Below are 14,451 nucleotides of genomic sequence, written 5' to 3'. Positions count from 1 at the left end.
ACGATCAAGGGGCCGTTTCAGATTGCTCTGAAACGGCCCCTTGATCTGCGACTTCGAAAAGTCGGGACGACAGGATTTGAACCTGCGACCCCTTGACCCCCAGTCAAGTGCGCTACCAAGCTGCGCCACGTCCCGGTGCCCGTGCCCCCGGGTTTCCCCCGGTGGCGGCGTGCAAGAGAACATTACCTCACTCCGTGCGACGTCGGGACGCACCCCCGGGCATGGAGTGGGAGCCATTCGCGCAGGCCGGGCGGGGCGGGGGGAGAATGGGGGCGTGGACAGGACGCCGAGGGACCGGGATGGCGAGGGGCGGGCGCGGAGTGGGCGGCCGCGGGACGGGTTGGGGCGGCCGTTGCCGTACGGGGTCGAGGGGGTGCCCCGGCAGCCCGAGGGGGTCGTGCGGGCGCCGGACGACACTGTGCGGGAGGCCCAGCGGCTGCTCGACGCGGGGATGCCGTTCCACGCGCACGAGGTCTTCGAGGACGCCTGGAAGAGCGGTCCCGCCGGGGAGCGGGACCTGTGGCAGGGGCTCGCCCAGCTGGCCGTGGGGCTCACGCATGCCGCCCGGGGCAACGCGGAGGGCGGCGCGCGGCTTCTGCTGCGCGGGGCCGCCCGGATCTCCGGGCAGGGCGATCCGTACGGGATCGATGTCGGCGGACTCGTCCGCTGGGCGCGCGCGTTGGCGGAGCGGGCGGGCGAGGTGACGGACGCCGCCGCCGAGGCGCCGCGCCTGCTGCGCCCCTGACGGCGGCCGACGCGGTCACCAGGTGAGGGGCAGTTCCAGGGGCGAGCGGTGGATCAGGGTCGGCCGCATCACGACCTCCCGGTCCTCGGCGAGCCGGAGGTCGGGGAAGCGGTCGGTGAACAGCTCCAGGGTGAGGCGGAGTTGGGTGCGGGCGAGCTGGGAGCCCGGGCAGCCGTGGGCGCCGTGGCCGAAGCCGACATGGCGGGTGGGGCTCGCGGGCCGGGTGATGTCGAAGGTGTCGGCGTCCCGGTGGCGAGCCTCGTCGCGGTTGGCGGAGCCGTAGGCGACGAAGACGGAGGCGCCGGCGGGTAGTTCGGTGCCCGCGACGACGACCGGTTTGGTCGTCGTGCGGCGGAAGCCCTGGACGGCGGTGTCGTAGCGGATCGCTTCCTCCACCGCCCCGGGTATGAGGTCGGGCCGGGTGCGGAGCAGCTCCCACTGGTCGCGGTGGCGCAGGAGGTGGAGCAGGGTCGTGCCGATCAGCGCGGTGGTGGTGAGGTGGCCCGCGATGAGGAAGTTCTGGAGGTTGGCCACCAGTTCGGCGCGTTCGTCGAGGGTGAGTTCGCTGCTCGTGTCCTGCGCCACGGTCGCGACCATCAGCGAGCAGAGGTCGTCGCGCGGGTCGGCGTGCCGGGCGCGGGCGTAGCGGTCCAGGAGGTGGTGGAGGGCCACCACGTCCTCGGCGGCCGCGAGTTGCTCGTCCTCCGCCATGGCGCGGAAGAGGAGCTGCTCCGCGCGGTGGCTCCCGTGCACGGCGATCGGCACGTCCTCGGGTGCCAGGCCGATGAGCCGGCCGATGACGGCTGCGGGCAGTCGGCCCGCGTAGGAGGCCATGAGTTCGGTGTGGCCGTCGGCGGCGAAGCCGTCGACGAGGGCGGTCGCGACCTCGGTGGCGTACGGCGCGAGGGCCGCCACCCGCGCGGCGTTGAGGCCCCGGTTGATCGGGGCCCGGTGGCGCCGGTGGGCGGCGCCGTCGGTGGAGACGACGGTCGGCCGCGGGGCGAAACCGCGGGCGAGGACGCCGAAGGCGGCGGGCGAGGGCAGGACGTCGGGCCGCAGGGAGCCTGAGGAGGAGAAGTCCTCGGGTCGCAGCAGCACCTCGCGCACGTCGGCGTCGCGGGCGACCAGCCAGGCGTCGAGTTCGGGGACGAAGGTCAGACCGTCGGTCTGTCGCGCACGGGCGTAGAGGGGGTACGGGTCGCGCTGCAACGCGTCGAGCAGCTCGTGGGGTGCGTACGTCGTCGGGTCCACGCGGCGCCTCCGGTACGGGAAGGTGCGGAACGCGGGCGCTGCCGGGTGCCCGCCCTCCCCCATCGTGACCGTCGACGCGTGCGCCTGGCTACGGCCCCGTGGCGGTCAGCGCGCGCTCCAGGACGGACGTGTGGCTGACGGACGGGTCCTTGGCCGCGGTGAGGAGCGTGACGCGGCCGCGCGCGACGAGGGCGCGCAGCCCGTCGAGGGCCTCGGCCGCGGCGGGTTCGGCGAGCTCGTCCTCGTACCGCCGGCAGAACTCCTCGTAGGAGCCTTCCGCTCCGTGGTACCAGCGGCGCAGTTCGGTGGAGGGGGTGAGGGCCTTGGGCCATTCGTCGACCTGGGCGTCGGTCTTGGCCAGGCCGCGCGGCCAGAGGCGGTCCACGAGGACCCGTACGCCGTCGTCGGGTGAAGGGGCTTCGTAGATCCGTCGGACGCGGATGTCCGGGGCGGGGACTGGAGCTGGGGAAGGCATGGATCCAGGGTGCCGGACGGGGCCGGCGCTCACATCTCGGTGGCTCGCCCCGTCGGCATGAGCGCGGGCAGGAGGACGGAGTCGACGAAGACGCGCATGGTCGAGGCGTCCGCGAACCGCTCCTCGAAGAGCCGCTCGATGCGGAGCATGCCGAGGAAGCAGGGGGCGACGAAGCCGATGGCCGGGTTCTCGCCGTCGATCTCGCCGCGTTCGACGGCCCGGCGGAGGATCGCGTCGATCGCCGCGACCTCGGGGCTGATGACGGTCTCGCGGAGGGCCGCGCGCAGATCGGGGTACTGGACGTAGGCCTGGCTGACGGCCTCCATCAGCTCGGCGTCGTGGTCGCGGCGGGTCGCGGCGAGGTGGGCGGCCTCACGAAGGTCGCCGGCCAGGGTGCCGGTGTCGATGCCGGCGAAGAACGTGCAGCGCTGCTTGGCGAGCGCGGCGGTGACGAGCTTCGGCTTGGTCCCCCACTGGCGGTAGAGCGTCGCCTTGCCGCACTTGGTGCGGGCCGCGACTCCCTCCATGGTCACCGCGTCGTAGCCGCCCTCGCGGAGCAGGCAGAGCACCGCCTCGTACAGCTCGGTCTCCCGCTCGGGGGTGATCTTGCTGCGGCGGGCGGCGGCGCTCGCGGCCTGCGTGGACATGGCTTCCTCCCGGACAGCTCTCTGCACATACGAGAGTAGGGGGTGCACAATCGAGACGCAAACGTATCGAGACGCTTGCGTCTCGATGAATTCGGATCTAGGCTTCCTCCGTTTGCTGCCGAATTGACGGATTGACGCACGATGTGAGGGGGCCGCGGCATGGCTGCCGGGATACGCGGGACTCGGGGGACACGTCCCGCCGAACCGGAGCCGGATCGAGAAGGACCGCAGCCGGATCGAGAAGGACCGGAGGCCGGTCCGGAGGGACCGCGGACCGGTCCGGAACATCCCGCGACGGCCGCTCCCCCGAGACCACCCCTGCTGCGCGAGCTGCTGCTCGTCACCGCTCTCTTCCTCGTCTACAAGTTCGGCCGGCTCTTCGCCAACGGCCACGAGCTGCGCGCCTTCCACAACGCCGACCGGATCTGGGACGTCGAGCGGGCGTTCCACCTGCCCGGCGAGGGGGCGATCCAGGCGCTCCTCCTGCACGGCGACGGCGACGCGCTCGTCCGGGCCGCCAACACCTACTACGCGGCCGTGCACTTCCCGGCCACGGTCGTCTTCCTCGCCTGGCTCTACTGGCGCCGCCCCGCCCACTACCTCTGGTCCCGCCGGGTCCTCGCACTGCTCACCGCCGCCGCGCTCGCGCTGCATCTGCTGATGCCGCTCGCACCGCCCCGGATGCTGGCGGCGACGGGGCTCGTCGACACCGCGCGGGTGTACGGGCCGTCGGTGTACGGCGCGACGCCCGAGACGGACTCGATGGCGAACCAGTTCGCCGCGATGCCCTCGCTCCACTTCGGCTGGGCCCTGATGGTCGCGATCGGCCTGATCGTGGCGGGGCGCGGGCGGCTGCGCCGGCTGTGGCTGCTGCATCCCGCGCTGACCCTGCTGGTCATCGTCGGCACGGCCAACCACTACTGGTTCGACGCGCTCGCGGCGGCCGCCCTGCTCGGGCTCGCTCTCGCGCTCGTACGGCCACCGGGCGAGGCTCCGACCGATCCGGACGACCGCGCCGACCTCATCGACGCCGGCGCCGTACCGCGTGCCAGCGCGCCCCGCCCGGCGGAGGCGCTGCGATGAACGGCCTCGACGGCACGGTGTTCGCCGTCCTGCTCTCCCTGGTCTCCGCCGCCGGGTACGCCCTCGCCGCGGTCGCCCAGTCCCGGCTCGCCTCGGCCTCCACCGGCGGCCGGGGCGCGCTCCGCGCGCTGCTCGCGCGCGGCCAGTGGTGGTGGGCGGTCGGCCTCAACGCGGCGGGCGCGCTCGCCCACGTGGCCGCGCTGCACTACGGCCCGCTGACGCTCGTTCAGCCGCTGGGCGCGCTCACGCTCGTGGCGGCCCTGCCCCTGGGCGCGTACTGCGCGCGGCGCCGGGTGACCCGCGCGGAGTGGCGCGGCGCGCTCCTGACCCTGGCCGGGCTCGTCGCCCTCGTCTCGGTCACAGGGCCGGCGGCCCCCGGCGACGCACTGACCCTCCAGGAAGCCTTGATCGTCGCGGCGGCGACGGCCTTCCTGATCGCGACCCTGGCGTCGGGGAGCCGGTACGGAGCGCTGCGGGGCGGGCGGCGGCGCGGGCGGGGGCTCGGGCACGCCACGGCTTCCGGGGTCGCCTCGGGCGTGGGTTCCGCCCTGACGCAGACGCTCACCGCCGCGCTCGCGCGGGAGTTGCCGGGTGGGGTGCCGGTCTGGTGGCAGACGGCACTCATCGCCGTACTGATCTCCGCCTTCGCCGTGGGCGGGCTGCTGCTCTCCCAGGCCGCCTACCGTGGCGGCCTCGCCGCACCGCTCGCCGTCGTGAACCTCTCCAACCCGGCCGCGGCCGCCGTCATAGGCGTGGCCCTGCTCGGCGAGACGTTCCGCGCGGGCGCGTGGGGCTGGCTGGTCGCGGCCGCCGCCTCACTGGTTGCGGCGCGGGGCGTGGTGCTCCTGACGACAGGGGCGGGGGCGACCTCCGTACCGCCGGCTCAAGCCCAGGCTCCGGCTCCGACCCCGTCCCCGGTCGTGGCCGCGGGTCAGCCGCTGCCCGCTCCCCTCACCGACGAGACCGCCCCGGCTCCCGCCACCCCCGCGATCGTCGCCTGACGCACGTACTGGATAGCTGAACTATCCTCTAAGGGGAGGATAGAACTCCCCTACCGTGTCGAGCCGATGGGAACGGTGGAATCCTTTTGCGCCTCTCCGAGTTGAGCGACCGCGGTGGCGTGTCCGTGGCCACCGTGAAGTACTACCTGCGCGAGGGGCTCCTGCCCCCCGGAACCCCGGTCACCGCTCGACAGTCGGAGTACGGCGAGGAGCACGTGCGCAGGTTGCGTCTGGTCCGGGCGCTCCTCACGGTCGGCGGGATGACGATCCAGCAGGCCCGCGACGTCCTGGCGGTCTCGGACGACCCCGCGTTCGGCCGCCACGAGCGCGTCGGCATCGCCCAGTACATGCTCGGCCCGCAGATCACCCCGCCCGACGCCGCCGACCCGGAACGCGCGCCCTGGGACGAGGTCTTCGCCGAGATGCGGGGGCTGCTCACCGACATGGGCTGGCGGGTGTTCGACGAGGCGCCCGCGCTCGCCGCGCTGACCCGCGCGGTCCTGACGCTCCGCGAGCTGGGCTACCGGGGCGGCACCGAGGACATCCGGCGGTACGCGGAGGTGATGCATCCGATCGCCGCCGAGGAGTACGACGTGATGGCCGAGTACCCGGTCCTGGAGGAGGCGATCGAGGCGGCGGTCGCGTACACCGTGCTGTACGAACCGATCCTGCTGTCCCTGCGCCGCTTGGCCCACGAGGACGTCTCGGCCCAGCTGTACAGGTACCCGTCGGACGACCCATCGGATCCGGAGTCGGATCCGGAGGGCGAGACAAGCGCCGCCTCCGACCCCGAGCCCCCCATTTCGTCATCTTGACCAAAAGAGCCTGAACCCCCTATCGTCAACCTGACGACAAGGGGGAGTTTCTCATGGCCGACATCACCCGCCGCGCCGGCTGGCGCCACCTGCGGTCCGCACCCACCGCGCACATCCGCCACCACCGGCGCGGACGCCTCGTCCACGACGGCACGGGGCTCAGCTTCTGGTACCGCTCGCTCTCCGCCGCGCTCTCCGAAGTGCCGGTGAACGACCGCGAGCTGGCCATGGCCTTTCACGCCCGTACCGCCGACTTCCAGGACGTGAGCGTGCAGTCCACCGTCACGTACCGCATCGGCGAGCCGGACGCGGCGGCCACCCGGCTGGACTTCTCCATCGACCCGGACACCGGCGCCTGGCGCGGCGCGCCCCTCGAACAGATCGCCACCCTGCTGACCGAGACGGCCCAGCAGCACGCGCTCGACGTCCTGGCCCGGACGCCGCTGGCGGCAGCCCTCGTCGACGGCGTGGCGGCGGTAGGGGACCGGATCGCGGACGGGCTGGCGGCCGAACCGCGACTGCCCGCCACCGGGATCGAGGTCGTGGCGGTACGGGTGGTGGCGATCCGTCCGGAGCCGGAGGTCGAACGGGCGCTGCGCACCCCGGCACGCGAGCAGATCCAGCAGGAGGCGGACCGCGCGACCTACGAGCGCCGCGCCGTGGCCGTCGAGCGCGAGCGGACCATCGCCGAGAACGAGCTCGCCAGCAAGATCGAACTGGCCCGGCAGGAGGAGCGGCTCGTCGACCAGCGCGGCACCAACGCGCGGCGCGAGGCGGAGGAGAGCGCCGCCGCCGACGCCGTACGGGCGGAGGCGGAGGCGGCGCGGAAGGTCCGGCTCGCGCGGGCCGAGGCCGAGGCGGCACGTGAGGTCGGCGAGGCGCAGGCGGCGGCCCAGGCGGCCTGGCTCCGGGTGCACGCGGAGGTCGACCCGAGCACGCTGCACGCCCTCGCGGCGACCGCGGCGGCGGCGAACCTGCCGCGGATCGAGAGCGTCACGGTCTCCCCGGACATCCTGACCGCGCTGCTCGGCAGGCTGGGCAGCGGCGGTGGGACGGGCGGGGTCTCGTCGTGAGCCTGGCGCCGCGCGCGGTGCTCGTGCACCGCACCACGGAGTACGAGGAGTTGCTCGCGCGGCACGGGACGCACGGGCAGGCGGCGTTCTTCCTGTCGAGCCGGGGCCGGAGCATCGAGGACGTACGGCGGCGGTACGAGCGGAACCGGCAGGCGCTCACGGAGGTGGCGGCGGCCGTGCCGCTGTCGTGGCGGCAGGCGCGGGTGGAGCGCGCGGACCTGGACCGGTTCCTCTTCGGCCCCGAGGACGTGGTGGTGGTCGTCGGGCAGGACGGCCTGGTGGCCAACGCCGCCAAGTACCTGTCCGGGCAGCCGGTCGTCGGCGTCGACACCGACCCGGGCCGGAACCCGGGCGTCCTCGTCCGGCACCGGGCGGCGGACGCGGGGGCGCTGCTGAGGGCGGCGGCCGCCCCGGCGGCGGGGGCGGACGAGCTCACGATGGTGGAGGCGGTGACGGACGACGCGCAGCGCCTCCTCGCCCTGAACGAGATCTACCTCGGCCCGCCGAGTCACCAGACCGCGCGCTACACCCTCACGGTCGAGGGCGCCGAGTCGCCGCCCGAACCGCAGGCGTCCTCGGGCGTCCTGGTCGGTACGGGCACGGGGGCGACGGGCTGGCTGCGCTCCCTGTGGCACGAGCGCTCCAGCGAGCTGGCGCTCCCCGGCCCGTCGGCCCGCCGCCTCGCCTGGTTCGTCCGCGAGGCCTGGCCCTCCCCGACGACGGGCACGACGCGTGTCGAGGGCGCCCTGACCCCCGACACGTCGCTGCGCCTCACGGTGGAGTCGGACCGCATGGTCGCCTTCGGCGACGGCATGGAATCGGACACTTTGGACCTGACGTGGGGCCAGACGATCCGCGTGGGCGTCGCCGCGACGACCTTGCGACTCGTGGGGTGAATGCGGTTCTGCCCACGGCCGGAAACCGCCGTCGCGGGCGTCGGGCGGGTCGGCAGGTCGCTATGCTCGGGGCGCTTTGCCCGGTTCTGATACTCCCTCGGCCGCCGAAGGAACCTCATGACGCTCCCCGCCACCGGCTCCCTCCAGGTCTCCCGCGCGACGCTCCAGGACTGGGCGGTCGTACGGCGGTGGTGCGTCGACGAAGGGTGGAACCCGGGCGCGGCGGACGCGGACGCGTTCTTCGCCCAGGACCCCGAGGGGTTCTTCCTCGGGCGGGTCGACGGGGAGCCCGTCTCGGCGATCTCGGTGGTCAACTACAGCGACCGGTACGCCTTCCTCGGCTTCTATCTCGTCCGCCCCGACCTGCGCGGCCTCGGCCACGGGCTCGCGACCTGGCGCACCGCGCTGGCCCACGCCGGCGACCGGTCCGTCGGGCTCGACGGGGTGCCTGACCAGCAGGACAACTACCGCCGCTCCGGCTTCTCCTCCGTCCACCGCACGGCACGGTACGTCGGTGAGCCGAGCGCCCCGGACTCCCTCGGCGGCTCCGGCGCACCCGACCCGCACATCGTCCCGGCCCTCGACGTAGACCCCGCCGCCCTCGCCGCGTACGACAGCGCCTGCCACCACGCCGAGCGCCCCCGTTTCCTCGCCGCGTGGCTGGCCACGCCCGGTCACCGGGCCCTGGCGCGGGTCGTCGACGGGCGCCTGACGGGGTACGGCGTGGTGCGGCCGGCCGAGGACGAGGCGCGTGTGGGGCCGCTGTTCGCCGACACGCCGGCCGACGCGGCGGCCCTCCTCGACGCCCTCGCCGCGGAAGCGCGGGCGTTCGGCTCGGCCGGGATCGCCGTCGACATGCCGGAGTCCCATCCGGAGGCCGCCCGGATCGCGCTCGACCGGGGCCTGGAGCCGACGTTCGAGACGGCGCGGATGTACACCGGGCCGGTCCGGCCGATCGCGCGCGAGCGGGTCTTCGGCGTCACGACCCTCGAACTCGGCTGACACCGGGCGGCGCCGTCCGCGCCTTCGGACACGGGTGACGGTCGCCCTCCAGTACCGGGGCTGTCCTCCAGCACCGGGGCCGCCCTCCAGTACCGGGGAGCCACCCGCCAGTACCGGTCCGTCCCGTCCTCTCATACCGGGCAGCAGAAAGCCGACGCGTCCGTCCCTTCCCCGCCCTCCCCCTCCCCACTCCCCCGCCGCTCCCTCGGGCTCCCCGGCGGGCCCTCCCCCACCCCCCTCGGGGGGCGACAAGGGTTTTCCCCGTATCGGGTTCATCTCGTCGTTCCCTACTGTCTGCCGCACCGGCAGATCCCTTCCCTCCGAACCACCCCGACTGACAGGTCCATGTGGAGCGGTGGGTAATCTCCGCCGGTGGCGGCCTTGACCCGGGCCGTCGCGTCGCCGGTGGCGGCGCACGGGCCCCCCAGCCCAAGGGACCGACGGACCGCGACCCCACTTCGCCCCGTGGCTCCCGCGCCGCCGCCACTGCTCCGCACCTACGTCGTGCTTGAAAGGGAACACATTGAACAGTTCCAGGCGGAGAGTCATATCCGTCGTGGTCGCGAGTGCCGCGATCATCGGCGCCGCTGCCACCTCCTCCGGGGCGTTCGCCGCCGCCCCGGCCGCTGTCACGCCGAAGCCCGCTCCGGCCGCACAGGCGATGACCGCACTGCCCAGCGCTCCGGTCGAGAAGGTCATCGTCACCTACAAGGCCAAGACCGCCGAGGCCGGCTCCAACGACGCGGTCAAGACCGACGCTCGGGCCAAGGCCGCCAAGACCGGCGAGAGCCTCGCCTTCGAGCGCCGCCTCGCCGGCGGTGCCGCCCTGGTCGACCTGGGTGGCAGCGCCACCAAGCAGGACGTCGCCGAGGTCATGGACGCGTTCCGCGCCGACCCGCAGGTCGCTTCGGTCGAGCCCGACATCCGCGCCTACGCGATGGCGGTCACCCCGAACGACACCGAGTACGCCAAGCAGTGGGACCTCTTCGAGGCCACCGGTGGCATGAACGTCCCGACCGCCTGGGACAAGACGACCGGCTCCGGCGTGACCGTCGCCGTCATCGACACCGGCTACGCGGCCCACACGGACCTCGCGAGCAATGTCGTCAACGGTTACGACTTCATCTCCGACTCCGCGGACGCCCGCGACGGCAACGGCCGTGACGCGAACGCCAAGGACGAGGGCGACTGGAACGCCACCGACAACGAGTGCGGCGTCGGCTCCAAGGCCTCCAACTCCTCCTGGCACGGCACCCACGTGGCCGGCACCATCGGCGCCGTCACCAACAACACCAAGGGCATCGCGGGCATCGCGTACAACGCGAAGATCCAGCCCGTGCGCGTGCTCGGCAAGTGCGGCGGTTCGTCCGCCGACATCGCCGACGCCATCACCTGGGCGTCCGGCGGCTCCGTCCCGGGTGTCGCCGCCAACGCGACCCCGGCGAAGGTCATCAACCTGAGCCTGGGCGGCGCCAGTTCCACCTGCCCGAGCGTCTACCAGACCGCGATCAACGGCGCCGTCTCGCGCGGTACCACCGTCGTCGTCGCCGCGGGCAACAGCAACGCCAACACCTCCGGCTTCACCCCCGCGAACTGCTCGAACGTCATCACCGTGGCGTCGACCAGCCGTGAGGGCAACCGTTCGTTCTACTCGAACTACGGCTCCATCGTGGACGTGGCCGCGCCGGGCGGCGAGACCCGCCGCGGTACGGACACCCCGGGTACGGTCACCACGCCGCAGAACGGCATCTACTCCACGCTGAACTCCGGCACGACGACCCAGTCCGCCGAGAACTACGCGCCCTACCAGGGCACGTCGATGGCCGCGCCGCACATCGCCGGCCTGGCCGCGCTGCTGAAGTCGGCGAAGACGAGCCTCACCCCGGCCGAGATCGAGTCCGCGATCAAGTCCAACGCCCGCCCGCTGCCCGGCACCTGCACCGGCGGCTGCGGAACCGGCATCGCCGACGCCGCGAAGACCGTGGACGCCGTCACCACCACGACGCCGCCCACGGGCACCGTCTTCACGAACGCGACCGATGTCACGATCTCCGACAACACGACCGTGTCGTCCACGATCAACGTCACCGGCCGCACCGGCAACGCCCCCGCCGCCCTCAAGGTCGGCGTGGACATCAAGCACACCTGGCGCGGGGACCTGGTCATCGACCTGGTCGCCCCCGACGGCACGGTGCGCAACCTGAAGGCCTCCTCCGGCTCGGACAGCGCCGACGACGTCGTCACCACGTACACCGTCGACGCCTCCAGCGAGGTCGCCAACGGCGCCTGGAAGCTTCAGGTCCGCGATGTGGCCTCGGGTGACACCGGCTACATCAACTCGTGGAACCTGACCTTCTGAGCCCCACCTGAACCACCCCCCACATCAGCATCATTGCTGGTCAGCGACGCGCTCGTGGTCTACACCACGGGCGCGTCCTGGCGTGGTGACGGCGAAGCGCTGTCCGTATGCCGGACAAAGGGCCTGGACTGCGCCGGTGCGCTCCGTATTCTCTGCCCCACGGGGCTCACGGGCCGGGCCCCGAGGGCCGGAGGGGGGTGGACGGGTGACGACAGCGCCGCACGCTCCGCCGCGCCCCGCGGGCGTGGGGGGAACCCCGCCGCCGGTGGGCCGCGAGGAACTGCTCTCCCGGCTCGAACGCGTCCTCAACTCTCGGGGCCGGGCCTTCCTCACGGGCACCGCCGGCGTCGGCAAGACCGAGGTCGCGCTCGCCGAGGCGGCCCGGGCGGAGGCCCGGGGCGAAACGGTCCTGTGGCTGGCGACCCTGCCGGCCGACCGCGAGATGCCGGGCGCGGTGGCGGCCGCCCTCGTCGCCTCGGCTGCGGCGACCGTGACCTGGCCGGGGCTCCCCGACCCGACGGCGCCGGCCGAGCCGAAGGCCCCTGCCGCGGCACCGCGCGTGCCCGCGCCCCGTACCGATCTGGCGTCCGGGGTCTTCGACGGGCTGCCCGGGCCGCAGCGGACCGCGGTCGCCATGCTCTGCCGGGAGGCGCCGCTGCAGGACGGCGGCTGGGACCCGATCGCGCTGCGCCTCGGCATCGCGCAGATCCTGCGGGCCCTCACCGCCCGCGGCCCCGCGCTGCTCGTCGTCGACGGCGTGCAGCACATCGACGCCGACAGCGCCGACCTGCTCCGTTTCGCCCTGCACCTGGCCCCGCCCGCGCTGCGGGTCATCGCGATCGAGACCCCCGAGGCGTACGGCTCCGAGGACAGTCACGACACCCGGCTCTGGGTGCCGTCGGAGGCCGACATCCTGCTCGTGCCGCCACTGCACGCCGACGAGATCGCCGAACTGCTCATCCACCACCGGCTGCCGTCCCGGATGGCGGGCCGCATCCACAAGGCGAGCGGCGGCAACCCGCGCCTCGCGCTCGCCGTGGGCCGCTCGCTCGCCGACGCGCGGACCCCCGTCCACCACGCCGAGGCGCTGACCCTGTCCGGCCGGGCCCGCGATCTGGCGCGGCAGCTGCTCGGCGCCGCGCCGCCCTCCGTACGGGAGACGCTGCTGCTCGCCGCCCTCGCCCTGCGCCCCACGGCGGCGCTGATCCGGCGGGCCGGGCGCCCCAACGCGGAGGCGGACCTCGCCGCCGCCGAGCGGGCCGACCTGGTGTCGCTCGCCGAGGACGGCACGGTCGCCTTCACCGCCGGGCTGCTCCCCTCGACCCTCGTGCACGACGCCTGCTGGGCGGAGCGCAGCGCGGGGCACGCGGCGCTCGCCGGGGTCGTGGACGACTCGGTCGAGGCGGTACGGCACCGGGCGCTCGCCACGGACATCCCCGACGAGGCGCTTGCGGCCGAGGTCGCCGCCGCGGCCGATCTCGCTCGGCGCCGGGGCAACAGCGCGCTCGCCGCCGAACTGGCCCTGCTCGCCGCCGAGTCGACGCCCGTCCAGCACGCTGCGCAGCGGATCACCCGGCTTGTGGACGCGGCCGAGGAGGCCGCCAGGGCGGCGCGGGCGGACCTCGCGATGCGGGCCGCGAGCGATCTGCTGGCCCGTGACGCGGCACGGTCCGACCGGGTACGGGCCCGGCTCGCCGTCCTGGACACGGCGGGGCAGGGGCTTACGGGCCTGGACGAGATGTACGTGCACGCGATGGAGGACTCGGAGGGCGACACCGCGCTGCGGGCCGGGGTGCTTCTCCGACTGGCCGTCAAGTACGTGCTCGCGGACGGGGATCCGCTGCGCTCGCGGGCCGCGGCGGTCGAATCGGCCGCGCTGGCCGCCTCGGTGGGCGATCCCCGGACTGCCGCGCAGGCTTTGACCGTACAGGCGCGGATGGACCGGGCGCTCGGGGCGTCGGACGCGGAGTCGGTGCTGGCGCAGGCGCGGGGCCTGGAGATGGCGGAGCGGCCGCTCGGAATCCGTAACGCGGCACAAATCCTGACGATCCGTCACACCCTATTCGACGACCGGCTGACCGACGCCCGTGACCAGCTGAACGCGCTGCTGCCGCTGGTGCAGCGGCGCGGTTCGGTGGAGGACACGATCGAGCTGTTCTCCACGCTCGCCGCGATCGAGTCCCGGATCGGGGCCTGCCCGGCGGCGCTCGTGCACGCGGGCCAGTCCCTCGCGCTGACCCTGGAGGCGGGCCTCTCCCCCGGACCCGCCTGGTACACGCTCGCGCTCGCCGAGACGGCCGGAGGCAGCTTCGCGCGGGCCGCGAGCTACGCGAGGCGCAGCGTCCAGGCCTCGGAGGAGGAGGGCGACCGGGTCTTCCTGTCCCGCAGCCTCTACGCCCTGGGGCGGGTCCAGTTGGTCAACGGCGACGTCGCCTCGGCCCTGGAGACACTGCGCCGGGTGCAGGCGAACGAGCGGGCGCAGTCGACCGTCGATCCGTCGATGCTGCGCTGGCACGAGGAGCTCGCGGAGGCCCTGCTCGCCAACGACGCCGCGCAGGAGGCGGTCGACCTGCTGGCCGGGGTGCGTCCGGTGGCGGAGGAGCTGGGCCGTACGACCGTCCTGCTCGGCTGCGACCGGGCGTACGCCCTGTACCTCGCCGGGTGCGGGCGGACGGACGAGGCGGCGGAGCTGCTCACCGGCACGGCCGAGCGGTTCGCGGCGGCGGGGCTTCCCCTGGAGCACGGGCGGGCGCTGTTCGCGCTGGCGCGGGTGGAGCGCAGGCGCAGGCGCCGCTCGGCGGCGCAGAGCGCCCTGCAGGCGGCGGCCACCGCGTTCGAGCGGGCGGGGGCGGCCCCCTGGCTCGCGCTGGTGCGCGAGACCCCGGCCGGGGAGGACGCCTCACCGGCGCTCTCCTCGCTGACCGACGCCGAGCTGCGGCTCGCCCACCTGGTGGGCCAGGGCGCCAGCAACCAGGAGGCGGCGGCCAAGCTCTACCTGAGCGTGAAGACCGTCGAGGCGCGCCTCACCCGCATCTACCAGAAGCTCGACGTCCGCTCCCGCGCCCAACTGGCGACGGCGCTGCGCGGCTGAGGGCGTCCGGTTG

General features: G+C 74.0%; 12 protein-coding genes and 1 tRNA gene. 9 read left to right on the top strand and 4 right to left on the bottom strand.

The genetic code is table 11. The annotated features are described in order from the left end of the window. Nucleotides 1–61: 61 nt before the first annotated feature. Nucleotides 62–135, bottom strand: a tRNA-Pro gene (locus AB0F56_RS01570). Between the two features lie 238 nt (nucleotides 136–373). On the opposite strand from AB0F56_RS01570, the gene AB0F56_RS01565 reads away from it, so the two are divergent. Further along, on the top strand, nucleotides 374–745 hold the full coding sequence (locus tag AB0F56_RS01565; RefSeq protein WP_362002813.1) for a DUF309 domain-containing protein: 372 nt from the start codon (nucleotides 374–376) through the stop codon (nucleotides 743–745). A gap of 15 nt (nucleotides 746–760) precedes the next feature. Here AB0F56_RS01565 and AB0F56_RS01560 read toward each other — a convergent pair whose 3' ends face one another. The 3 genes from AB0F56_RS01560 to AB0F56_RS01550 form a co-directional block, all read right to left on the bottom strand. After that, complete coding sequence (locus AB0F56_RS01560; RefSeq protein ID WP_362002812.1) at nucleotides 761–1,996, bottom strand: cytochrome P450; 1,236 nt, start codon at nucleotides 1,994–1,996, stop codon at nucleotides 761–763. An 88-nt stretch (nucleotides 1,997–2,084) separates the two neighbouring features. Next, the gene (locus AB0F56_RS01555) at nucleotides 2,085–2,471 is read right to left on the bottom strand and encodes a DUF488 family protein (RefSeq protein WP_362002811.1); all 387 of its coding nucleotides are present in this window, start codon (nucleotides 2,469–2,471) and stop codon (nucleotides 2,085–2,087) included. 29 nt (nucleotides 2,472–2,500) lie between these two features. After that, nucleotides 2,501–3,118, bottom strand: coding sequence for a TetR/AcrR family transcriptional regulator (locus AB0F56_RS01550; protein WP_362002809.1), 618 nt, complete (start codon nucleotides 3,116–3,118; stop codon nucleotides 2,501–2,503). A 159-nt stretch (nucleotides 3,119–3,277) separates the two neighbouring features. On the opposite strand from AB0F56_RS01550, the gene AB0F56_RS01545 reads away from it, so the two are divergent. From AB0F56_RS01545 to AB0F56_RS01510, 8 genes are all read left to right on the top strand, one after another. Continuing rightward, nucleotides 3,278–4,201 carry a phosphatase PAP2 family protein gene (locus AB0F56_RS01545; protein WP_362002808.1) on the top strand — a complete coding sequence of 308 codons (924 nt, stop codon included), beginning with the start codon at nucleotides 3,278–3,280 and terminating at the stop codon, nucleotides 4,199–4,201. Further along, nucleotides 4,198–5,202: a DMT family transporter gene (locus AB0F56_RS01540; protein ID WP_362002806.1), complete on the top strand. Its 1,005-nt coding sequence runs from the start codon at nucleotides 4,198–4,200 to the stop codon at nucleotides 5,200–5,202. Before AB0F56_RS01545 ends, AB0F56_RS01540 begins: the two co-directional genes overlap by 4 nt. Before the next feature lie 86 nt (nucleotides 5,203–5,288). Continuing rightward, a complete protein-coding gene (locus AB0F56_RS01535; protein ID WP_362002804.1) occupies nucleotides 5,289–6,017 on the top strand; it encodes a MerR family transcriptional regulator in 729 nt (242 codons plus the stop codon). Nucleotides 6,018–6,070: 53 nt separating this feature from the next. Next, the gene (locus AB0F56_RS01530) at nucleotides 6,071–7,090 is read left to right on the top strand and encodes an SPFH domain-containing protein (protein WP_362002803.1); all 1,020 of its coding nucleotides are present in this window, start codon (nucleotides 6,071–6,073) and stop codon (nucleotides 7,088–7,090) included. Next, nucleotides 7,087–7,986, top strand: coding sequence for a hypothetical protein (locus AB0F56_RS01525; protein ID WP_362002801.1), 900 nt, complete (start codon nucleotides 7,087–7,089; stop codon nucleotides 7,984–7,986). Before AB0F56_RS01530 ends, AB0F56_RS01525 begins: the two co-directional genes overlap by 4 nt. Before the next feature lie 117 nt (nucleotides 7,987–8,103). Next, nucleotides 8,104–8,988: a GNAT family N-acetyltransferase gene (locus AB0F56_RS01520; protein ID WP_362002799.1), complete on the top strand. Its 885-nt coding sequence runs from the start codon at nucleotides 8,104–8,106 to the stop codon at nucleotides 8,986–8,988. A gap of 661 nt (nucleotides 8,989–9,649) precedes the next feature. Then, nucleotides 9,650–11,347, top strand: coding sequence for a S8 family serine peptidase (locus AB0F56_RS01515; RefSeq protein ID WP_362003204.1), 1,698 nt, complete (start codon nucleotides 9,650–9,652; stop codon nucleotides 11,345–11,347). Between the two features lie 205 nt (nucleotides 11,348–11,552). Then, entirely contained in the window at nucleotides 11,553–14,438 is a 2,886-nt protein-coding gene (locus AB0F56_RS01510) for an AAA family ATPase (protein WP_362002798.1), read from the top strand. Nucleotides 14,439–14,451 lie beyond the last annotated feature (13 nt).

The organism is Streptomyces sp. NPDC026092 (genome assembly GCF_040638605.1).
Lineage (GTDB): Bacteria > Actinomycetota > Actinomycetes > Streptomycetales > Streptomycetaceae > Streptomyces.
The sequence above is the reverse complement of the archived record's forward strand: the minus strand, read 5'-3'. Positions and strand labels throughout refer to the sequence as shown.